The organism is Pseudomonas sp. USHLN015 (assembly GCF_037153275.1).
Lineage (GTDB): Bacteria > Pseudomonadota > Gammaproteobacteria > Pseudomonadales > Pseudomonadaceae > Metapseudomonas > Metapseudomonas tohonis.
Window position 1 is genome coordinate 31,825 of sequence record NZ_JBBCKP010000001.1, and the last position, 21,198, is coordinate 53,022.

General features: G+C 66.9%; 16 protein-coding genes. 11 read left to right on the forward strand and 5 right to left on the reverse strand.

Annotation, left to right across the window (positions count from 1 at the left end; all coding sequences use genetic code 11):
- Positions 1-127 precede the first annotated feature (127 nt).
- Together WFQ67_RS00135 and WFQ67_RS00140 are read right to left on the reverse strand one after the other, a co-directional pair.
- Positions 128-1,228, reverse strand: a complete 1,101-nt coding sequence (locus tag WFQ67_RS00135) for a GlxA family transcriptional regulator (protein WP_111259623.1) — start codon at positions 1,226-1,228, stop codon at positions 128-130.
- A gap of 415 nt (positions 1,229-1,643) precedes the next feature.
- Positions 1,644-3,020 (reverse strand): L-serine ammonia-lyase, encoded by a 1,377-nt coding sequence (locus tag WFQ67_RS00140; protein ID WP_337055893.1) that lies wholly within the window; start codon positions 3,018-3,020, stop codon positions 1,644-1,646.
- A gap of 269 nt (positions 3,021-3,289) precedes the next feature.
- Between WFQ67_RS00140 and WFQ67_RS00145 the strand changes: the two genes are divergently transcribed.
- The 6 genes from WFQ67_RS00145 to betI all read left to right on the forward strand — a co-directional run bounded on the left by WFQ67_RS00145 (position 3,290) and on the right by betI (position 9,776).
- Positions 3,290-4,228, forward strand: coding sequence for a choline ABC transporter substrate-binding protein (locus tag WFQ67_RS00145; RefSeq protein WP_213628031.1), 939 nt, complete (start codon positions 3,290-3,292; stop codon positions 4,226-4,228).
- A 672-nt stretch (positions 4,229-4,900) separates the two neighbouring features.
- Positions 4,901-6,097, forward strand: coding sequence for a quaternary amine ABC transporter ATP-binding protein (locus WFQ67_RS00150; protein ID WP_111259626.1), 1,197 nt, complete (start codon positions 4,901-4,903; stop codon positions 6,095-6,097).
- A gap of 2 nt (positions 6,098-6,099) precedes the next feature.
- Positions 6,100-6,984, forward strand: a complete 885-nt coding sequence (locus WFQ67_RS00155; protein ID WP_213628029.1) for an ABC transporter permease — start codon at positions 6,100-6,102, stop codon at positions 6,982-6,984.
- Positions 6,985-7,034: 50 nt separating this feature from the next.
- Positions 7,035-7,979 carry a choline ABC transporter substrate-binding protein gene (locus WFQ67_RS00160; RefSeq protein ID WP_111259628.1) on the forward strand — a complete coding sequence of 315 codons (945 nt, stop codon included), beginning with the start codon at positions 7,035-7,037 and terminating at the stop codon, positions 7,977-7,979.
- 132 nt (positions 7,980-8,111) lie between these two features.
- On the forward strand, positions 8,112-8,969 hold the full coding sequence (locus WFQ67_RS00165; RefSeq protein WP_173174934.1) for a glycine betaine ABC transporter substrate-binding protein: 858 nt from the start codon (positions 8,112-8,114) through the stop codon (positions 8,967-8,969).
- Between the two features lie 204 nt (positions 8,970-9,173).
- Positions 9,174-9,776 (forward strand): transcriptional regulator BetI, encoded by a 603-nt coding sequence (betI, locus tag WFQ67_RS00170; RefSeq protein WP_173174936.1) that lies wholly within the window; start codon positions 9,174-9,176, stop codon positions 9,774-9,776.
- Positions 9,777-9,890: 114 nt separating this feature from the next.
- Here betI and WFQ67_RS00175 read toward each other — a convergent pair whose 3' ends face one another.
- Entirely contained in the window at positions 9,891-11,426 is a 1,536-nt protein-coding gene (locus WFQ67_RS00175; RefSeq protein WP_213630387.1) for a BCCT family transporter, read from the reverse strand.
- A gap of 362 nt (positions 11,427-11,788) precedes the next feature.
- Here WFQ67_RS00175 and betB point away from each other — a divergent pair, with 362 nt between their 5' ends.
- Both betB and betA read left to right on the forward strand, forming a co-directional pair.
- Positions 11,789-13,261, forward strand: coding sequence for a betaine-aldehyde dehydrogenase (gene betB, locus WFQ67_RS00180; protein ID WP_213628027.1), 1,473 nt, complete (start codon positions 11,789-11,791; stop codon positions 13,259-13,261).
- A 77-nt stretch (positions 13,262-13,338) separates the two neighbouring features.
- Positions 13,339-15,030 (forward strand): choline dehydrogenase, encoded by a 1,692-nt coding sequence (gene betA, locus WFQ67_RS00185; protein ID WP_173174947.1) that lies wholly within the window; start codon positions 13,339-13,341, stop codon positions 15,028-15,030.
- A gap of 70 nt (positions 15,031-15,100) precedes the next feature.
- Here betA and torT read toward each other — a convergent pair whose 3' ends face one another.
- Positions 15,101-16,132, reverse strand: a complete 1,032-nt coding sequence (gene torT, locus WFQ67_RS00190; RefSeq protein ID WP_337055894.1) for a TMAO reductase system periplasmic protein TorT — start codon at positions 16,130-16,132, stop codon at positions 15,101-15,103.
- Between the two features lie 126 nt (positions 16,133-16,258).
- Here torT and mdtD point away from each other — a divergent pair, with 126 nt between their 5' ends.
- From mdtD to WFQ67_RS00205, 3 genes are all read left to right on the forward strand, one after another.
- Positions 16,259-17,674 carry a multidrug transporter subunit MdtD gene (gene mdtD / locus WFQ67_RS00195; protein WP_173174951.1) on the forward strand — a complete coding sequence of 472 codons (1,416 nt, stop codon included), beginning with the start codon at positions 16,259-16,261 and terminating at the stop codon, positions 17,672-17,674.
- Between the two features lie 83 nt (positions 17,675-17,757).
- Positions 17,758-19,140, forward strand: coding sequence for an ATP-dependent RNA helicase DbpA (gene dbpA, locus WFQ67_RS00200; RefSeq protein ID WP_337055895.1), 1,383 nt, complete (start codon positions 17,758-17,760; stop codon positions 19,138-19,140).
- 70 nt (positions 19,141-19,210) lie between these two features.
- Positions 19,211-20,449 carry a GGDEF domain-containing response regulator gene (locus WFQ67_RS00205; protein WP_337055896.1) on the forward strand — a complete coding sequence of 413 codons (1,239 nt, stop codon included), beginning with the start codon at positions 19,211-19,213 and terminating at the stop codon, positions 20,447-20,449.
- Here the strand turns inward: WFQ67_RS00205 and WFQ67_RS00210 are convergent.
- On the reverse strand, positions 20,446-21,180 hold the full coding sequence (locus tag WFQ67_RS00210) for a substrate-binding periplasmic protein (RefSeq protein ID WP_173174964.1): 735 nt from the start codon (positions 21,178-21,180) through the stop codon (positions 20,446-20,448). The two genes, WFQ67_RS00205 and WFQ67_RS00210, sit on opposite strands and share 4 nt — an antisense overlap.
- Positions 21,181-21,198: the final 18 nt, after the last annotated feature.

The following is a 21,198-nucleotide window of genomic DNA, read 5'->3' on the forward strand; positions in this document are numbered from 1 at the left end:
CTCCCACAAGACTGGAGTCCGCCACCCTGCATTGGCGTCACCTTGTGGGAGCGGTTTCAACCGCGAAGAGCCGAAGCAGGCGGTTCGATTGAAATGACCGGGCCGCCAGGCGGCCCCGGTGCAAGGGTTACAGACGCACGCTGGCGAAGGTGGACTCGCCCTGGGCGCGGGTGAGGGCCGCCATGGCGGTGGAGGACGAGGGGCGCATCAGGTCCTCGGGCATGGGCACCAGCGCCACCACGTTGGCGTTCTGGTTGGCGCGCTCGTCACGCGGCGGGATGCCGAAGTACTCGCGGTAGCACTTGGAGAAGTGCGGCGTGGAGACGAAGCCGCATACCGAGGCCACTTCGATGATCGACATGGCGGTCTGCTTGAGCAGCTGGCGCGCACGGATCAGGCGCAGCTTCAGGTAGTAGCGCGAGGGCGAGCAGTGCAGGTATTTCTGGAACAGCCGCTCGAGCTGGCGGCGCGACACGTCGACGTAGCAGGCCAGCTCGTCGAGGTCGATGGGCTCCTCCAGGTTGGCCTCCATCAGCGCCACGATTTCCTGCAGCTTCGGCTGGTTGGTGCCGAGCATGTGCTTGAGCGGCACGCGCTGGTGGTCCTGCTCGTTGCGGATGCGTTCGTAGATGAACATCTCGGAGATCGCCGCCGCCAGTTCGCGGCCATGCTCGCGGGCGATCAGGTGCAGCATCATGTCCATCGGCGCGGTGCCGCCGGACGAGGTGTTGCGATTGCGGTCGATGGAGAACAGGCGGGTGGTGATGGCGGCGCGGGGGAAGGCCTCCTGCATCGCGGCCAGGCATTCCCAGTGCACGCTGCAGTCGTAGCCGTCGAGCAGCCCGGCCTTGGCCAGCGCCCAGCTGCCGGTGCACACGGCGCCGAGCTGGCGCCCCTGGCGGGCTTGCGATTGCAGCCACTGCAGGTGTTCGCGGGTGACGCTGTGCTGGATGTCGACACCGCCGCAGACGATCACCGCGTCCAGTGCCGGGGCGTTCTCCAGGCTGGCGTCGGGGGTGATCTGCAGGCCGTCGCTGGCGCTCACCGGCAGGCCGCTCTGGGTCAGGGTGAACCAGCGGTACAGCTCCTTGCCGGAGAGCTGGTTGGCCATGCGCAGCGGCTCCACTGCAGAGGCCAGGGAGATCAGGGTGAAGTTGTCCAGCAGCAGGAAGCCGATGGATTGGGGAGCGCGGTTCTGGGGCTGGGAGCCCTGGTTGGACTGTGACATCTGAAAACCCTCACGCTAAACACGCTGTGAACCTTCGTTGCGAGGTTCTCTTCTTATGGTTCTGGTACGGCGACTGACCCAGATGAGTTGCCCCTGATACGAGGCAAAGGTCATGCCTAAATTGTTCGCGCGTTCAATAAAAATGCATAAGCGCATCCAAACCCCATGCCAGCGGGGCTAGGCGAGAGCGACAGAAACATTCTGTTAGCGACCGCCAGGCCGCGTGGTTCGTGGGCTCTGGGGCATTAGGTAGCACCTGTCGGCGGTGCGGTTGTCACCCCGCTACATCCGGGAATACCGGGCGTAACAGACGAGCGGCAGGACGGGTGACCGAACGGTCACGCCGGGTTCGCATCGCGTCCCCGGGCGTCGCACCAAAAGCTGGCAGGCGGACGCGCCGGGGAGCGAAAGCGGGTCAGCATTCGATGGCGCTGACGGCCAGGCCGCCGCGCGAGGTTTCCTTGTACTTGTCGTGCATGTCCGCGCCGGTGTCCCGCATGGTGCGGATCACCCGGTCGAGGGAGATGAAATGCTCGCCATCGCCACGAAGGGCCATCTGCGCGGCGTTGATGGCCTTCACCGCGGCGATGGCGTTGCGCTCGATGCAGGGCACCTGCACCAGCCCGCCCACCGGGTCGCAGGTCAGCCCGAGGTTGTGTTCCAGGCCGATCTCGGCGGCGTTCTCCAGCTGCTCCGGGGTGGCGCCGAGCACTTCGGCCAGGCCGGCGGCGGCCATGGCGCACGCCGAGCCCACCTCGCCCTGGCAGCCGACCTCGGCGCCGGAGATGGAGGCGTTCTTCTTGCACAGGATGCCCACCGCGGCGGCCCCGAGCAGGTAGTTCACCACGTCGTCGTCGGAGGCTTCCGGATTGAACTTCATGTAGTAGTGCAGCACCGCCGGGATGATGCCGGCGGCGCCATTGGTGGGGGCGGTGACCATGCGCCCGCCGGCGGCGTTCTCCTCGTTCACCGCCAGGGCGAACAGGTTGACCCATTCCATGGCACTCATGGTCGAGCCGATGACGTTGGGCTTGCCCAGCTCCAGCAGGCTGCGGTGCAGCCGCGCGGCGCGGCGCCGGACATTGAGCCCGCCGGGCAGGATGCCTTCCTGGCTCAGGCCGTTGTCCACGCATTCGCGCATGGCCGCCCACAGGCGCAGCAGGCCGCTGCGGATGTCCGCCTCGCTGCGCCAGGCCTTCTCGTTGGCCAGCATCAGTTCGGAGACGCGCAGGCCATGGCGCTTGCACAGGCGCAGCAGCTCCTCGGCACTGGAGAAGTCGTAGGGCAGCCGGGTGTGGTCCTGGTCGAGCTGGCCGGCGGCGGCCTGCTCGGCGTCGACGACGAAACCGCCGCCGACCGAATAGTAGGTATCGCGGTGCAGCTCGCCGCTCTCACCGAAGGCCACCAGGGTCATGGCGTTGGGGTGATACGGCAGGTTCTCCTCGAGCAGGCGCATGTCGCGCTGCCAGTCGAAGGGCACCGGCTGGCGACCGTCGAGCGGCAGGACCCCGCTGGCGAGCAGCTCGGCGATGCGCGGGGCGATCTGCCTGGGGTCGATGCGGTCCGGCCACTCGCCCATCAGCCCCATGACCACGGCGCGATCGGTGCCGTGGCCGACGCCGGTGGCGGAGAGCGAGCCGTAGAGGTTCACCTCCAGGCGCGTCACCCGCTCCAGCAGCTGCCGCTCGCGCAAGGCGCCGACGAAGAGCACGGCCGCCCGCATGGGGCCGACGGTATGGGAGCTGGAGGGACCGATCCCGATCTTGAACAGGTCGAACACGCTGATGGCCACGATGGTCTCCGCGAGAGGTGGTGGGGCTTCGGCCACATGATCGGCATTTCCGGACGCCCCCGACGTCCCACACCGACCCGCTCGTGTCCAAATACGTCGCGGCGACGCCCAGGCGAAAAAAGCGACAGCACCTTCCTGCTTGCGACCTGCTTCGTAGAAGCAGGCGCGACTTCGTCACATGATCCGGGCGCACCCGCACCGGCCAGCAGCAGTCCGTTCGCCGCGCGGACAGGCGATCGCCCACCCTCGACACTGCTGTGGAAGTCCCCATGAACCCATTGATCAACCGGTTCCTGGCCGTAGCGCTCTGCACCCCGCTGCTGGCCCAGGCCGTAGAACCGGAATCCTGCAAGACCGTCCGTTTCGCCGATGTCGGCTGGACCGACATCACCGCCACCACCGCCGTCACCCGCTACGTGCTGACCGAGCTGGGCTACAGCACGCAGGTCAAACGCCTCTCGGTGCCCGACACCTACAAGGCGCTGTCGGAGAAGAAGATCGACGTGTTCCTCGGCAACTGGATGCCGAGCATGGAGAACGACATCAAGCCGTACCGCGAGAACGGCTCGGTGGACACCCTGGGCGCCAACCTCAAGGGCGCCAAGTACACCCTGGCGGTGAACCAGGCGGCCTATGACGGGGGGCTGAAGAGCTTCGCCGACCTGGCCCGGTTCAAGAACGAGCTGGGCGGGAAGCTCTACGGGATCGAGCCCGGCAACGACGGCAACAAGCTGATCCAGAAGATGATCGACGACAAGGCGTTCGGCCTCGCCGACTTCAAGCTGGTGGAATCCAGCGAAAGCGGCATGCTGTCCCAGGTCAAGCGTGCCGAGCACCTCAAGCAGTGGGTGGTGTTCCTGGGCTGGGAGCCACACCCGATGAACAACCAATTCCAGATGCACTACCTGGCCGGAGGCGACGACTATTTCGGCCCCGATTTCGGCGGCGCCACCGTCTACACCAACACCCGCGCCGGCCTTGCCAAGGAATGCCCGAACCTGGGGAGGCTGCTCGGCAACCTGCAATTCAGCCTGGAAATGGAGAACCACCTGATGGGGGCGATCCTCAACCAGAGCACCAACCGCCGGCGCGAAGCCAAGGCCTGGCTGAAGGCGCACCCCGAGCAGTTGCAGAAGTGGCTCGACGGCGTCACCACCCGTGACGGGAAAATGGCGAATGCCGCGCTCGGGCTCGCCGCAGCGCCATGAATTTCGCCTTTTTGCGATTACGCTGAAGCCCCCGGCAGCTCTTGCCTATGGCCATGTCAACCCCTGAAACCCGCGCCCCGCGCGGGTTCCAGCATTTCTATCCGGTAAGAAATTTCTGTTATGGTTTTTTTCGGCAACCGGCCTGGTGTCGTCGCCCAACACGTCAGAGTCGTAAACCGACAATTGCCCGGCCACCGAGGCTATATCGTTGACTCAGCCGATTTCGTCGCTGTCGCTTCAAGCCAGAACTGACAGACCGGGGCCCTCAGCCCCGGACCGAAGAACAGAAAACGGCGGAGCCCCCTGTCACAGGCCTCCGCCCTACAAGAAATTTCGGATGTACGCGCACCTCCGGTCGAGGTGTTGAACGACCCAAGGATCGGGTTTCGTAGCACTGCCAGAGGGTTTGGAAAGCGGTTTGCAATACAGCGGAATGAAGGTCAGGAACTCAAGGAATCGAACGGTCGTCCATACACCCGAGGTGTCATGGCGGACCGCCGAACCCGTGTCGTGCCGCGCCCCCACCGCCCGTTGCGCGATCTCCCTGCCACACCCTGGAACCAGTAAACCCACACAGGCAATAACAGTCGGCATCGCCTGTCGGCGCGTCTCCGTGGCGCCCGCCGGGTCCCGTGTAGCTGATCTGGATGTCTACTGAAGGGGAACCATCCCATGCAGTCTGGAAAAATCGTGGTCCAGAACCTCTACAAGGTTTTCGGCCAACAGCCACAAGAAGCCATCGACTTGCTCAAGCAAGGCTGGAGCAAGGAGAGGATCCTCGCCGAACGTGGCGCGGTGATCGGCGTCAGCGACGTGTCCTTCAGCGTCGAGGAGGGCGAGATCTTCGTGCTCATGGGCCTCTCCGGCTCGGGCAAGTCCACCCTCATCCGCCTGATCAACCGCCTGATCGAGCCCACCGCCGGTGACGTGTTCATCGACGGGCAGAACGTCGCCAAGCTGCCCAAGGCGCAATTGATCGACCTGCGTCGCCGCGACATGAGCATGGTCTTCCAGTCCTTCGCCCTGATGCCCTCGCGCACGGTGCTGGACAACGCCGCCTTCGGCCTCGAAGTGGCCGGCAAGAGCAAGAAGGAGCGCGAGCGCCGCGCCATGGAAGTGCTGGAGCAGGTGGGCCTGGCGCCCTTCGCCCAGAAGTACCCGCACGAACTGTCCGGCGGCATGCAGCAGCGCGTCGGCCTGGCGCGCGCCCTGGCGGTCGACCCTTCGATGATCATCATGGACGAGGCCTTCTCGGCCCTCGACCCGCTCAAGCGCCGCGAGATGCAGGACGTGCTCCTGCAGCTGCAGAAGACCCACCGCCGCACCATCATCTTCGTCTCCCACGATATCGAGGAGGCCATGCGCATCGGCACCCGCATCGGCATCATGGAAGGCGGCAAGCTGGTCCAGGTCGGCACCCCGCAGGAGCTGATCGAGAAACCCGCCAACGACTACGTGCGCAACTTCTTCGACACCGTCGACACCAGCCGCTACCTCACCGCCGGCCAGCTCAAGGCCGACAGCGTCCCGCTGTACGTGCACAACGGCAAGGCGCCCGACGCCCAGCAGGTGTGCCAGGAGCTGCAGGCGCTGGACAAGCACTACGCCTTCATCGTCGACGAGGACAACAAGTTCCGCGGCTCCATCAGCCTGGAGAAGATCGCCCTGCTGGTGGAGGAAGGCCAGACCAGGAGCCTGGAGCCCGAGCTGCTCAAGCACATCGTGCCGGTGCCCGAGGACCTCCCCCTGGAGCAGGTGATCGAGCGCCTGGTGGACAACGAAGGTCCCATCCCAGTCGTCGACCAGGACGGCCATTACTGCGGCGCCATCAGCAAGGGCCGCCTGCTTAGCCGCCTGCAGGGAGAATGACCATGAGCGAGAAACTGGATCTGGGCAGCTGGGTCAACGATGTCGTCCAGCACCTGCTGGACAACTACAGCGGCGCCTTCGAGAACATCGGCGCCGTGGTCAGCGGCTTTTCCGAGCTGATCGAACGCTTCCTCATGTGGCCGCCGGCCTGGCTGGTGATCGCCGTGTTCGCCGGCCTCGGGCTGTGGCGCATCGGCGTCAAGTTCGCCCTGTTCACCGCCGCCGCCTTCGTGCTCATCGTGCTCACCGGCTTCTGGGAACAGACGGTGGTGACCCTCGGGCTGACCTTCTCCTCGACCCTGATCAGCCTGCTGCTCGGCGTGCCCCTGGGCATCTGGGCGGCGAAGAGCGAGCGGGTGGCCTACATCATCCGTCCCATCCTCGACTTCATGCAGACCATGCCGGCGTTCGTCTACCTGATTCCCGCCGCCATGCTCTTCGGCCTCGGCCGCGTGCCGGGGATCATCGCCACGGTGATCTTCGCCATGCCCCCGGCGGTGCGCCTGACCAGCCTCGGCATCCGCCAGGTGAACAAGGAAATCGTCGAAGCCGGGCAATCCTTCGGCTGCACCAGCTGGCAGCTGCTATACAAGGTGCAGCTGCCGAACGCGATGCCCTCGATCATGGCCGGGGTCAACCAGACCATCATGATGGCGCTGTCGATGGTGATCATCGCCTCGATGGTCGGCGCCGGTGGCCTGGGCAACGACGTGCTCGCCAGCATCCAGCGCCTGGACATCGGCCTGGGCTTCGAGAGCGGCATGGCCGTGGTGCTGCTGGCGATCATCCTCGACCGCATCACCGAGAGCTTCGGGACCCCGCAGACCGCTTCCCGCGGCCGCCTGTTCGGCTGGCTGAGCGCACGGGCCAAGCTGCAACGGCAGTAACGTATACCTAGAAACGATAGCCATCACTTTCCAGTAGCAGGGAGTTGCAGATGATGAACATGAAGAAGATCGCGGGTGCCGGCTTGCTGGCCTGCGCGCTGGTGCAAGGCGCGTGGGCACAGGATCCGGAGAGCTGCAAACAGGTGCGTTTCGCCGAGATCGGCTGGGCCGACATCTCGGCCACCACCGGCGTCGCGATGGTCCTCACCGAGGGCCTGGGCTACACCCCGCGCAAGATCATGGCTTCGGTGCCGATCGCCTTCACCGGCGTGAAGAACAAGCAGATCGACGTGTTCCTCGGCTACTGGGCGCCTTCCATGGACGCCGTGATCGAGCCCTTCACCAAGGACAATGGCGTGAAGGTGCTGCCGACCGCCAACCTCGAAGGCGCCAAGTACACCCTCGCCGTGCCCACCTATGCCGCCGAAGCGGGCCTGAAGAGCTTCCAGGACATCGCCAAGTTCAAGGACCAGCTGGGCGGCAAGATCTACGGCATCGAGCCGGGCAATGACGGCAACCTGCTGATCGACAAGATGATCAAGGGCGACCAGTTCGGCCTCGGCGGCTTCCGCATGGTCGAGTCCAGCGAGGCCGGCATGCTGGTCCAGGTGCAGCGCGCGGTGAAGAAGAAGGAGCCGGTGGTCTTCCTCGGCTGGGCCCCGCACCCGATGAACACCCAGTTCGACATCACCTACCTCGCCGGTGGCGATGACGTGTTCGGCCCGGACTTCGGCGCCGCCAAGGTCTACACCGTGGTACCGCCGGATTACGAGGCGCGCTGCGGCAACGTCGGCAAGCTGCTGAACAACCTGCAGTTCAGCGTCGAGATCGAAAGCCAACTGATGGACCGCGTCCTGAAGAAGGAAGACCCGGTGGTGGTCGCCAAGGACTGGATCAAGGCCAACCCGGCGATCCTCGACAAGTGGCTGGCAGGCGTCACCACCCTCGACGGCCAGGACGGCGCCGCCGCCGTGAAGAAACACGTCGGCCTCTGATTTTCCGCTTCCCGTCTCCTGCTGCCATGGCCCGGCCGGGCCATGGCGTGCAGCGCCACCCAGCCCGCCCGAGAACGGGCCCGTGGCATCCAACGTAGCTAGCTGCCAATCCCACCTGATGGAGCATTACGTATGCGAAAGCTGAAGTCCCTGTGTCTGCAATCCATCGGCATCGCCGCCCTGGCCATCGGCCTCGGCAGCGCCCACGCCGCTGACAAGCCCACCCTGAAGATCGGTTACGTCAACGGCTGGGACGACAGCGTCGCCGCCACCCACGTCGCCGGCGAGATCCTCAAGGAGAAGCTCGGCTACGGCGTCGAGCTCAAGCCGGTGGAGCCCGCCATCATGTGGCAGGGCATCGCCCGCGGTGACCTGGATGCCACCCTCTCCGCCTGGCTGCCCGCCACCCACGGCGAATACTTCGAGAAGCTCAAGGACAAGGTCGTGGTCCTCGGCTCCAACTACAAGGGCGCCAAGATCGGCCTGATCGTGCCCGACTACGTCCAGGCCAAGTCCATCGAGGACCTGAACACCTACAGCAAGGACTTCGACGGCAAGATCACCGGCATCGACGCCGGCGCCGGCGTGATGCGCCGTACCGAGGACGCCATCAAGCAGTACAACCTCGACATCAAGCTGATGCCCAGCTCCGGCCCGGCCATGGCCACCGCGCTGACCCGCGCCGAGAAGGCGCAGAAGCCCATCGTCGTCACCGGCTGGATCCCGCACTGGATGTTCGCCAAGTGGAAGCTGCGCTTCCTCGAGGACCCGAAGAAGGTCTTCGGCGACGACGAGCACGTCGACACCGTGGCCAACCCGGGCCTGGAAACCAAGGCGCCGGAAGCCACCGCCTTCCTCAAGAAATTCTCCTGGAGCGGCGAGGAAGTGGGCGCCGTGATGCTGGCCATCCGCGAGGGCGCCAAGCCCGAGGAGGCCGCCAAGGCCTGGATCGCCAAGAACCCCGAGCGCGTGGCCGAATGGCTTAAATAAGCGCTGGCGGCTCCGCCACGGCGATGCGTGCCCCCGGTGCGCATCGCCGTTTTTCGTTCTGCATCCCGCCTTTCCCGGCGCTTCACGGCGCATGCCTTTGACCGACAGGTCATCCCTGAAGCGACCTTCTTGATTGATCGATCAATTTGATACGCCCTAGACTGCGCGCTTTCCCTCGCTCGAATTCGCCATCTGGAGTGACTGATGCCCAAGGTCGGAATGCAGCCGATCCGCCGTTCGCAACTGATCAACGCGACCCTCGAAGCCGTCGACCGGGTCGGCATGGGCGACGCCAGCATCGCCTACATCGCCCGCCTCGCCGGCGTCTCCAACGGCATCATCAGCCACTACTTCCAGGACAAGAACGGCCTGCTCGAAGCCACCATGCGCCACCTGATGCAGGCCCTGAGCACCGCCGTGCGCGAGCGTCGCGCCGCCCTGGTCGACGACTCCGCCCGGGCCCACCTGCGCGCCATCATCGACGGCAACTTCGACGACAGCCAGGTCAATGGCCCGGCGATGAAGACCTGGCTGGCGTTCTGGGCCACGAGCATGCACCAGCCCGCCCTGCGTCGCCTGCAGCGGGTCAACGACCACCGCCTCTACTCCAACCTGTGCTGCGAATTCCGCCGGGAACTGCCCCTGGAAGCCGCCCGCGCCGCCGCCCGTGGCCTCGCCGCCCTGATCGACGGCCTGTGGCTGCGCAGCGCCCTCTCCGGCGATGCCTTCAACGCCAGGCAGGCCCTGCAGATCGCCTACGACTACCTCGACCTGCAACTGGCCAAGGCTACCGACTCACGGGCGTAATGGCGGCGCTGCGCGCCGCTTGGCGATTGAAATCGCCCCTACAAGTCATCCTTCATCCGCCGCAATGAACAACGCCCCGGGGTTTCCCCCGGGGCGTTGTTCATTGCGGGCCAGTCAGACGGGCCCGGGCGCGATCACCGGTGAGTGCCGGTTCATCTCCTGCGCCTCCATGTCGATGCGCATGGCCTTGAGCAGGGCGAACATGTAAAGCAGCAGCACCACCGAGAACGGCAGGCCGGCGAGCACGACCACCGTCTGCATCGCCGTGAAGTTGCCGGCGAACAGCAGGCCGATGGTCACGAGGGTGATCAGTACCGACCAGAAGATGCGCAGCCAGTTGGGCGCGTCCTCGTCCAGCTCGCCGCCCTTGCGCGAGAGGTTGGCGAGCATCACCGAGCCGGAATCCGCCGGCGTCAGGAACAGCACGAAGCCCACGCAGATCGACAGGCCGATCACAGCCTTGGCCCAGGGGTAGTGCTCCAGCAGCAGGTAGATGGACATCGCCGGCTGCTCCAGCGCGGCCTTGCCCAGTTCGGTCGCGTTCTGGTCCATCACCAGGTCCAGCGCGCTGTTGCCGAAGACCGACAGCCAGGCCAGGGTGAAGCCGAGCGGGATCAGCAGCACGCCGCACACCAGCTCGCGCACCGTGCGCCCACGGGAGATGCGGGCGATGAACATGCCGACGAAGGGCGCCCAGGAAATCCACCAGGCCCAGTAGAACAGGGTCCACAGGCCCATCCACGCCTCGCTCTTGCCGGACTGGCCGGTGTAGACGTAGAGGTCGAAGGTCTTCAGCACCAGGCCGTTGAGGTAGTCGCCGAGGTTCTGCACCAGCCCATTGAGCAGGTGCAGGGTGTCGCCGGCCAGCAGCACGAACAGCAGCAGGCCGCTGAACAGGATGATGTTGAGGTTCGACAGGCGGCGGATGCCCTTCTCGATCCCCGATACGGCGGCCAGCGTCGCCACCGCGCTCATCACCAGGATCACCGTCAGCAGCGCGCCCTGGCTGTGGGGATAGCCGAACAGGTACTCCAGGCCCGAGGAGACCTGCAGCGAGCCAATGCCGAGGTTGGTCACCAGGCCCAGCAGGGTGACGAAGATGCCGAAGCAATCCACCGCGTTGCCCACCGAGCCCTTCATCAGGCGCTCGCCGAACAGCGGGTAGAGCGCCGAGCGCAGCGCCAGCGGCTGCTTGTGGCGGTAGGCGAAGTAGCCCACGGCCAGGCCGACCAGCGCATAGATCGCCCAGCCGTGCACGCCCCAGTGGAGGAAGGTCAGCTGCAATGCCTGGCGCGCCGCCTGCTCGGTGCCCGCCTCGCCCTCCGGCGGGTTGTACAGATGGTCGATGGGCTCGGACGCGGCGAAATACAGCAGCGAGATGCCGATGCCCGAGGAGAACAGCATCCCCGCCCAGGCGCCGTAGCTGAAGTCCGGCCGGTCGCCGTCCGCGCCCAGGCGCAGGTTGCCGTAGCGGGAGAAGGCCACGTAGAGCACGAAGAACAGGTAGGCCCCGATCGCCAGCATGTAGTACCAGCCGAAGCTGCGCGAGAGCCAGGTCTGCGCCTTGTTCAGCCAGAGCCCGGCCCCCTCGGGGAAGAGGATCAGGGCGACGGTGAGGATCAGGATCAACGCGGTGGAACCGAAGAACACCACGGGGTTGAGCCGCGCACGCGACTCGGGATGCAGCGCAAGGGAAGCGGTACTCATGTGGAGAAGAGCTCCAGGGCAGTGAAAGCACGCGCCTGACGGCGCAACGACAGACCCGCGCCGCCCTGCCGACCCGCTCATGTAACCCGGCGAAGCCTCTGCAATGCGGCCTGAAGAGATGCGGCGATGTGCCGCAGCCCCGTTCATGGAGCGCAGCTTATTCTTTGTTGTTTGAACGTTCAATAAAAATAAAGTAGGCTCGTTTTCATGCATCCGGGCGGCTCCACCGTGCCCGGGACTCCGACAAAGGGCCCGCCCCGAGCGCGGCCCGCCTTGCGTAAACGAGACCTGAGAGGACGAACCCCATGGCCCGATTCGAAGACCAGAAGCTCTACATCGGCGGTCGCTACGTCGACTCCACCAGCGGCGCCACCTTCGAGAGCATCAACCCGGCCAACGGTGAGGTCCTCGCCAACGTCCAGCGCGCCGGCAAGGAAGACGTCGAGCGCGCCGTCGCCAGCGCCATCGAAGGGCAGAAGATCTGGGCCGCGATGACCGCCATGCAGCGCTCGCGCATCCTGCGCCGTGCCGTGGAGATCCTCCGCGAGCGCAACGACGAGCTGGCCGCCCTGGAGACCTTGGACACCGGCAAGCCCCTGGCCGAGACCCGTGCCGTGGACATCGTCACCGGTGCCGACGTGATCGAGTACTACGCAGGCCTCGTGCCCGCCATCGAGGGCGAGCAGATCCCCCTGCGCGAAACCAGCTTCGTCTATACCCGCCGTGAGCCCCTGGGCGTGGTCGCCGGCATCGGTGCCTGGAACTACCCGATCCAGATCGCCATGTGGAAATCCGCCCCGGCCCTGGCCGCCGGCAACGCGATGATCTTCAAGCCCAGCGAAGTCACCCCGCTGACCGCCCTCAAGCTGGCCGAGATCTACACCGAGGCCGGCGTGCCGGATGGCGTGTTCAACGTCCTCACCGGCAGCGGCCGTGAGGTCGGCCAGTGGCTGACCGAGCACCCGCAGATCGAGAAGATCTCCTTCACCGGCGGCACCGCCACCGGCAAGAAGGTGATGGCCAGCGCCTCCAGCTCCTCCCTCAAGGAAGTGACCATGGAGCTGGGCGGCAAGTCGCCGCTGATCATCTTCGAGGACGCCGACCTCGATCGCGCCGCCGACATCGCCGTCATGGCCAACTTCTTCAGTTCCGGCCAGGTCTGCACCAACGGCACCCGCGTGTTCATCCCGCGCGTGCTGCAGGCCCGCTTCGAGGCCAAGGTGGTCGAGCGCGTCAAGCGCATCCGCCTGGGCAGCCCGCAGGACGAGAACACCAACTTCGGCCCGCTCACCAGCTTCCCGCACATGGAGAGCGTGCTCGGCTACATCGAGTCCGGCCGCAAGGAAGGCGCGCGCCTGCTGATCGGCGGCGAGCGCGTCACCGACGGCGAATACGCCAAGGGCGCCTACGTGGCTCCGACCGTGTTCACCGACTGCACGGACGAGATGACCATCGTCCGCGAGGAGATCTTCGGCCCGGTGATGAGCATCCTCGTCTACGACACCGAGGAAGAAGCCATCCGCCGCGCCAACGACACCGACTACGGCCTGGCCGCCGGCATCGTCACCCGCGACCTGGCCCGCGCCCACCGCGTGATCCACAAGCTGGAAGCCGGCATCTGCTGGATCAACACCTGGGGCGAGTCGCCCGCCGAGATGCCCGTCGGTGGCTACAAGCAGTCCGGCGTGGGCCGCGAGAACGGCCTCACCACCCTCGCCCACTACACCCGCATCAAGTCGGTGCAGGTCGAGCTCGGCGACTACTTCTCCGTCTTCTAAACGGCAGCCCGAAGCGGGAAGCCAGGAGCCTTAAGCGCCCTGGCTTCCAGCCCCCAGCCATTTAAAGAGAGAGCCTCATGTCTCAAGAATTCGACTACATCATCATCGGTGCCGGCTCCGCCGGTAACGTACTGGCCACCCGCCTGACCGAGGACGCCGGCACCAGCGTCCTGCTGCTCGAAGCCGGCGGCCCCGACTACCGCCTGGACTTCCGCACCCAGATGCCCGCCGCCCTCGCCTATCCGTTGCAGGGCCGCCGCTACAACTGGGCCTACGAGACCGACCCCGAGCCGCACATGAACAACCGCCGCATGGAATGCGGTCGCGGCAAGGGCATTGGCGGCTCCTCGCTGATCAACGGCATGTGCTACATCCGCGGCAACGCCCTGGACTTCGACAACTGGGCCAAGGCGCCCGGCCTGGAAGACTGGACCTACCTCGACTGCCTGCCCTACTTCCGCAAGGCCGAGACCCGCGACATCGGCCCCAACGACTACCACGGCGGCGACGGCCCGGTGAGCGTCACCACGCCCAAGAACGGCAACAACCCGCTGTTCCACGCCATGGTCGAGGCCGGGGTACAGGCCGGTTTCCCGCGTACCGAAGACCTCAACGGCTACCAGCAGGAAGGCTTCGGCCCGATGGACCGCACCGTGACCCCGCAGGGTCGTCGTGCTGCCACCGGTCGCGGCTACCTGGACCAGGCCCGCGGCCGGCCCAACCTGACCATCGTCACCCACGCCACCACCGACCGCATCCTCTTCAGCGGCAAGCGCGCCAGCGGCGTCGCCTACCTGCACGGCGACGGCAACGAGCCGATCATCGTCAACGCCCGCCGTGAAGTGCTGCTGTGCGCCGGCGCCATCGCCTCGCCGCAGATCCTGCAGCGCTCCGGCGTCGGCCCTAGCGCCGTGCTGCGCGAATTCGACATCCCCGTGGTGCACGACCTGCCCGGTGTCGGCGAGAACCTGCAGGACCACCTCGAGCTGTACCTGCAGTACGCCTGCAAGGAGCCGGTCTCCATCTACCCGGCCACCAAGTGGTGGAACCAGCCCGCCATCGGCGCCAACTGGCTGTTCCGCGGCAAGGGGCTGGGCGCCAGCAACCAGTTCGAGGCCGGCGGCTTCATCCGCACCCGCCCCGAATTCGCCTGGCCCAACATCCAGTACCACTTCCTGCCGGTGGCGATTAACTACAACGGCAGCAAGGGCGTGCAGGAGCACGGCTTCCAGGCGCACATGGGCTCCATGCGCTCGCCGAGCCGCGGCCGCATCCGCCTGAAGTCCCGCGACCCGCGCCAGCACCCGAGCATCCTGTTCAACTACATGGCGTCCGAGCAGGACTGGCAGGAGTTCCGCGACGGCATCCGCATCACCCGCGAGATCATGGCGCAGCCGGCGCTGGACAAGTACCGCGGCCGCGAGCTGAGCCCCGGCGCCCACGTGCAGACCGATGCCGAGCTGGACGAGTTCATCCGCACCCACGCCGAGACCGCCTTCCACCCCTCCTGCTCCTGCAAGATGGGCAGCGACGAGATGGCGGTGGTCGATGGCCAGGGCCGTGTGCACGGCATGCAGGGGCTGCGCGTGGTGGATGCGTCGATCATGCCGGAGATCATCACCGGCAACCTCAACGCCACCACCATCATGATCGCCGAGAAGATCGCCGACCGGATCCGTGGCCGCCAGCCGCTGCCCCGCAGCACCGCCAGCTACTACGTGGCCGGCGACGCCCCGGTACGCACCCAGCCGCAGCGCAAGGCCGGCTGACCCCCCGGGGGCGGCTCGCACCGCCCCCGCTTCCCTCCTGGCCCGGGCGTCGGCCCGCGACTCGCACGAACTACTCCGGCAGCTCCTGGCGGATCATCCAGTGCCCGTTCGGCGGCATCAGCCGGCTGATATCGAAAGCCTCCAGGCTTTCCCGATCGAGCATCTGGATGCGCGGGCTGACCCACTGCGCCTCAACCTTTTGCTCCAGTGCCCGCACCGCCAGGTCGATGGCGATACGCGCCTGGGTCACCGGCGAGTCCGTCGGCGCGGCCAGCACCCGCCCCTGGCGGATCGCCTCCACCACCCGCTCGGTGGCGTAGAGCGATACCACCTGCGTCTGGAAGCGCGACGGCGAGCCGCTGACCAGTTGCCCGGCGAAGGCCGCCGCCTCGGCATTGGCCAGCAGATAGTCCAGCCGCGACTCGCGCCCCAGCAGCCCACGCACCAGGGCCGCCTGGGTCGATCGATCCACCGGCCCGTAGCCACCGTCGGCGAGGCGCACCGGCGCGCCGTCCATGGCCGTGCGCAACCCGCGCTCGGCGTCCAGCACCCAGCCGGCGTCCCTGGGGCCCGGCAACCAGCCCAGGTTGATCGGGCCGCCCCCGGCCCGCTCGCGAATGAAGCCCAGCGCCTCACGCGCCATATCGGCGAAATCCACCCGTGAATGTGCGGTCACGCCCGCGCAGTCGATACCGTTGACCAGGTCGATCACCGGCGTGCCGCGCCGCTTCAACTGGTCGATCTCATGGCAGAGCCCCCGCGCCTCGATGGCGCCGATGACGAAGGCGTCGGCGCCGAGCTGGATGCAGCGGGCCAGCTGGGCGCGCTGCATCGCCGGGAACTGGTAGCCGCCGGCCTCGTAGATGCCCAGCAGGACGCCCTGGCGCCGGGCCTCCTCGTCCAGCCCCCAGGCCACCCCCCACCAATAGCGGTCGATGCCATGGGGCAGCAGCGTGCAGATGCGCCAGGGGCGGCTGGCGTGGGCGAGGGGCACGTAGTCACGGGCCTTCCCGTCGGCGATCACCGGCACCGGGAACCACTCCGTCGCATGGCAGGGCACCAGGGCCAGCAGGGGGAGCAGCAGCGCACAGCAGATCCGCATAGAGGCCATTCCGCAACGAGGAGCAGGGGAGTGAGCACAGCCTAGCAGCCGGCGACAGGTGCCGGCGGGGTGACAGCCCGCCCGCCTGCGCCTAAAGTCCGCAGGGTCTGACGCCCGAGGAATCCCATGCCCGACCTGCCCAGCCTGGACGCCCGTACCGCCCGCCTGCTGCCCTGGCTGGTGGCCGTCGCCTTCTTCATGCAGGCCCTCGACGGCACCATCCTCAACACCGCCCTGCCCGCCATGGCCCGCGACCTGGCCGAAGACCCGCTGCGCATGCAGTCGGTGATCATCGCCTACATGCTCACCGTGGCCCTGCTGATCCCCGCCTCCGGCTGGATCGCCGATCGCTTCGGCACTCGGCGCATATTCTTCGGCGCCATCGTCCTGTTCAGCCTGGGCTCGCTGTTCTGCGCCCTCTCCGCCACCCTGCCGCAACTGGTCGCCGCCCGCGTGGTGCAGGGCCTGGGCGGCGCGCTGATGATGCCGGTGGGGCGCCTGGTGGTGTTGCGCGCCTACCCGCGTACCGAGCTGGTGCGGATCATGAGCTTCATCACCCTGCCCGGCCTGTTCGGCCCGCTGATCGGCCCCACCCTCGGCGGCTGGCTGGTGGAATACGCCAGCTGGCACTGGATCTTCCTCATCAACCTGCCCGTCGGCCTGATCGGCGGCTGGGCCGCCTGGCGCTTCATGCCCGACTTGCGCAGCAGCGGCCCGGTTCGCCTGGACGTCTACGGCTTCCTGCTGTTCGGCACCGCCATGGTGCTGATCACCATCGCCCTGGAAGGCCTGGGCGAGCTGCGCCTGCCCCACGTGCGGGTGATGCTCCTGCTGCTCGGCGGCCTCGCCTGCCTCGCCGCCTACTGGCTGCATGCCGTGCAGGTCGAGCAGCCCCTGTTCGCGCCCTCGCTGTTCCGTACCCGCACCTTCGCCGCCGGCATCCTCGGCAACCTCTTCTCGCGCCTGGGCAGCGGTGCCCTGCCCTTCCTCACGCCCCTGCTGCTGCAGGTGGCCCTGGGCTTCCCGCCGGCCCAGGCGGGGATGACCATGATCCCGCTCGCGCTCTCGGCGATGATCGCCAAGCCCCTGGCCAAGCCGCTGCTGGACCGCCTGGGCTACCGCCGACTGCTGCTCGGCAACACGCTGCTGCTGGGCGCGATGATCGCCAGCCTCGGCCTGATCGACGGCGACACGCCCTATCCGCTGCTGCTCCTGCACCTGGCAGCCCTGGGGGCGGTGAACTCCATGCAGTTCACCGCGATGAACACCGTCACCCTGCTCGACCTCGACGACCACCAGGCCAGCAGCGGCAACAGCCTGCTCTCGGTGGTCATGCAGCTGTCCATGAGCCTGGGCGTGGCGGTGGCCGCCGCCCTGCTCGGCGGCTTCGGCAAGCCCGATACGCCCAGCGTGCTGGCGGCGTTCCAGGCCACCTACCTGTGCGTCGGCACCCTCACCCTGCTGGCGGCGGCGATCTTCTTCCAGCTGCCCCCGGACAGCGGGCGCGCCGTGCGTCGGGTGCCCGGCGATATGGAGGAATAACCGTCGCTGCCACACCGGGACGGCAGGGTGGCCGCGCGCCATCCTGCTAAACTGCGCGCCAATCCGATTGCCAGGCCCCACCCGTGACCACCAACGCCTTCTCCACCCTGCCCCTGTCGGCCGCCATGCTGGCCAACCTCGATGCCCTCGGCTACCACGAGATGACCCCCATCCAGGCCCTTGGCCTGCCGGTGATCCTCAAGGGCCGCGACCTGATCGCCCAGGCCAAGACCGGCAGCGGCAAGACGGCGGCCTTCGGCATCGGCCTGCTCGACCCGCTCAACCCGCGCTTCTTCGGCTGCCAGGCACTGGTGCTGTGCCCGACCCGCGAACTGGCCGACCAGGTGGCCAAGGAAATCCGCCGCCTGGCCCGCGCCGCCGACAACATCAAGGTGCTGACCCTCTGCGGCGGCGTGCCCTTCGGCCCGCAGATCGGCTCGCTGGAGCACGGCGCCCACATCATCGTCGGCACCCCGGGACGCATCCAGGAGCACCTGCGCAAGGGCACCCTGAAGCTCGACGGGCTCAACACCCTGGTACTGGACGAAGCCGACCGCATGCTCGACATGGGCTTCTACGACAGCATCGCCGAGATCATCGAGCAGACCCCGACCAAGCGGCAGACCCTGCTGTTCTCCGCCACCTACCCCAAGGGCATCGCCGAGCTGGCCGGGCGCTTCCTGCGCGACCCGCAGCAGGTGAAGGTCGAGGCCCTGCACGACGACAGCCAGATCGAACAGCGCTTCTACGAGATCGACCCGGCCCAGCGCATGGACGCCGTGGTCCACCTGCTCCTGCACTACCGCCCGCAGTCCAGCGTCGCCTTCTGCCACACCCGCCAGCAGTGCCAGGAACTGGTCGAGCACCTGCAGGCCAACCGTATCTCGGCACAGACCCTGCACGGCGAACTGGAACAACGCGAGCGCGACCAGGTGCTGACCCTCTTCGCCAACCGCAGCTGCAGCGTGCTGGTGGCCACCGACGTGGCGGCGCGCGGCCTGGACATCGCCGGCCTGGAGGCAGTGATCAACGTCGAGCTGTCGCGCGATCCGGAAATCCACGTGCACCGTGTCGGCCGCAGCGGCCGCGCCGGCGAGAAGGGCCTGGCCCTGAGCCTGGTGGCCCCCGCCGAGGCCAGCCGCGCCCAGGCCATCGAGGACCTGCAGAAGGCCCCCTTGAACTGGCAGCGCCTGGACGAACTGGTGCTGCGCAATCGCGACCCGCTGATGCCACCGATGGCTACGCTATGCATCAGCGGCGGGCGCAAGGAGAAGGTCCGCCCGGGCGACATCCTCGGCGCCCTGACCGGTGATGCTGGTATTCCGGGGGCGCAGGTTGGCAAGATAGCCATCTTCGATTTCCAGGCCTTCGTGGCCGTGGACAGGAGTATCGTCAAACAGGCCCTCAAGCGCCTGAGCGACGGCAAGATCAAGGGTCGCTCGTTCAAGGTGCGGGCACTCCAGTAACGCCCCGGAAAGGTTCGCCCTGTATGACAGCGCAGGCGGGGACACCCGCCACGCAGCAATGGAGTAGGTCGTGCGCAATATTCTGGTCGTCGAAGACAGCCCGCTGGTCCTGAAGATCCTCGAGCACCTGTTCCGTCAGGAGCCGGACCTGCAGCCCGTGTTCTGCGCCTCCTGCGCCGAAGCCGAGGTGCTGCTGGAAACCTCCGCCGCCCTGTTCTTCGCCGCCATCGTCGACCTCAACCTGCCGGACGCACCCGACGGCGAGATCGTCGACCTGGTGCTGCGCTACGAACTGCCCTGCGTGGTGCTCTCCGGCTCCTACAAGGAGCAGCGCCGCGACGAGCTCCTGTTCAAGGGCGTGGTCGACTACGTGCTCAAGGAAAGCCAGCACTCCTACGAATACGTCTTCCGCCTGCTGCACCGCCTGGTGCGCAACTGCGGGGTGAAGATCCTGGTGGCCGAGGACTCGGAGGCCACGCGCAACTTCGTGCGCCGCGTGCTGACCCCGCACCTCTACCAGATCATCGAGGCCCGCGACGGCGACGAAGCCCTGCACATCCTCCAGGAGCAGCCGGACATCGACCTGCTGCTGGTGGACCACGGCATGCCCGGCATCAGCGGCTTCGACCTGGTGAAGATGCTGCGACAGAAGCTGCACCGCACCGAGCTGATCATCCTCGGCCTTTCGGCGGACCAGAAAGGCTCGCTCAGCGCCATGTTCATCAAGCACGGCGCCGACGACTTCCTGCGCAAGCCCTTCTGCACCGAGGAACTGAACTGCCGGGTGATGTCGACCCTGGAGCGCCGCGACCTGATGCGCGCGCTGAAGCAGGCGGCGCTGTTCGACTCGCTGACCAACCTCTACAACCGCCGCGCCTTCTACGAGCAGGGCCTGCAGCTGTTCCAGCAGGCGCAACGCGCCGGCCAGGAACTGAGCGTGGCGATGCTCGACCTCGATTTCTTCAAGCAGATCAACGACAAGTTCGGCCACGCCAGCGGCGACACCGCTTTGGTGATGTTCTCGCGGGTCCTGGCACACGCCTTCCCGGACGCCCTGCTAGGCCGGCTCGGCGGCGAGGAGTTCGCCCTGGTCAGCAAGGGCGACGCGCCCACCGTCAAGGCCGCGCTCGACCAGCTGCGGCGCAACTGCGCCCGATTGAAGTACGCCGCCGACGCGCCACCGCTCTCATTCAGCGCAGGCGTCTATCAAGGCGTACCGGAAGACCTGGAAAGCCTGCTGCACGAGGCCGACCAGCGCCTCTACCAGGCCAAGCACGAGGGTCGCGGGCGGACCATCGCCAACCGCTAGAAACCGTGGCGGGCGAAGATGCGCTGGTAGGTCCCGTCGTCGCGCATCGACTGCATCGCCCGGTCGAAGTCCTCCACCACCTGGCGATGCATCGGGTGGCTGCGCCGCACCAGGATCGCCAGGTCGTTCTCGCTGAGCGGGCGCGGCAGGAACTCCAGCTGGCCCTTCAGCTCCTTCAGCTCGCGGTTGAGGTGATAGCGCGCCACCAGCTCGTCCTCGAGGGTCAGCTGCACGCGCCCGGCGGCGAGCATGCGCGCGCCCATCTCGAAGCCCATCACCGGCACCCGGTCGAGGGTCGGGTCCTGGTCGAACTCCGCTGAATAGGCATAGCCGCGCACCACGGCGATGCTGTAGGGGCGCAGGTCGGCCAGGGTCTGGAAGTCGACCTTGGCGCCGCGGTGGCGCAGGAAGCGCACGCGGTTGACCAGGTAGGGCCTGGAATAGAGCCCATAGACGGCGCGGGCCTGGTCATACCAGGCGTTGATCACCACGTCGTAGTCGCCCACCTCCAGCCCGCGCAGTGCCCGCGCCCAGGGAACCTCGACGTACTCGGTGCTGTGCCCGGCGCGCTTCAGTGCCGTGACCACCAGGTCCACCGCCAGGCCGCCCTCGGGCAGGCTCGCATCGGTGAACGGCGGCCAGGTGTTGGCCACCAGTCGCAGGTGCTCGGCACGCAGCGGGCCCGAGCACAGCAGAACGAGCAACAACAGGACACTGCAAGTCTTTTTCATCCATGGCTTCCACTGGGG

What these genes read in the sequence shown, in the direction of transcription:
- WFQ67_RS00135 (WP_111259623.1), bottom strand. Translation starts at nt 1,228, where the DNA reads ATGTCACAGTCCAACCAGGGCTCCCAGCCCCAGAACCGCGCTCCCCAA.
- WFQ67_RS00145 (WP_213628031.1), top strand. Translation starts at nt 3,290, where the DNA reads ATGAACCCATTGATCAACCGGTTCCTGGCCGTAGCGCTCTGCACCCCG.
- WFQ67_RS00150 (WP_111259626.1), top strand. Translation starts at nt 4,901, where the DNA reads ATGCAGTCTGGAAAAATCGTGGTCCAGAACCTCTACAAGGTTTTCGGC.
- WFQ67_RS00155 (WP_213628029.1), top strand. Translation starts at nt 6,100, where the DNA reads ATGAGCGAGAAACTGGATCTGGGCAGCTGGGTCAACGATGTCGTCCAG.
- WFQ67_RS00160 (WP_111259628.1), top strand. Translation starts at nt 7,035, where the DNA reads ATGATGAACATGAAGAAGATCGCGGGTGCCGGCTTGCTGGCCTGCGCG.
- WFQ67_RS00165 (WP_173174934.1), top strand. Translation starts at nt 8,112, where the DNA reads ATGCGAAAGCTGAAGTCCCTGTGTCTGCAATCCATCGGCATCGCCGCC.
- betI (WP_173174936.1), top strand. Translation starts at nt 9,174, where the DNA reads ATGCCCAAGGTCGGAATGCAGCCGATCCGCCGTTCGCAACTGATCAAC.
- betB (WP_213628027.1), top strand. Translation starts at nt 11,789, where the DNA reads ATGGCCCGATTCGAAGACCAGAAGCTCTACATCGGCGGTCGCTACGTC.
- betA (WP_173174947.1), top strand. Translation starts at nt 13,339, where the DNA reads ATGTCTCAAGAATTCGACTACATCATCATCGGTGCCGGCTCCGCCGGT.
- torT (WP_337055894.1), bottom strand. Translation starts at nt 16,132, where the DNA reads ATGCGGATCTGCTGTGCGCTGCTGCTCCCCCTGCTGGCCCTGGTGCCC.
- mdtD (WP_173174951.1), top strand. Translation starts at nt 16,259, where the DNA reads ATGCCCGACCTGCCCAGCCTGGACGCCCGTACCGCCCGCCTGCTGCCC.
- WFQ67_RS00210 (WP_173174964.1), bottom strand. Translation starts at nt 21,180, where the DNA reads ATGAAAAAGACTTGCAGTGTCCTGTTGTTGCTCGTTCTGCTGTGCTCG.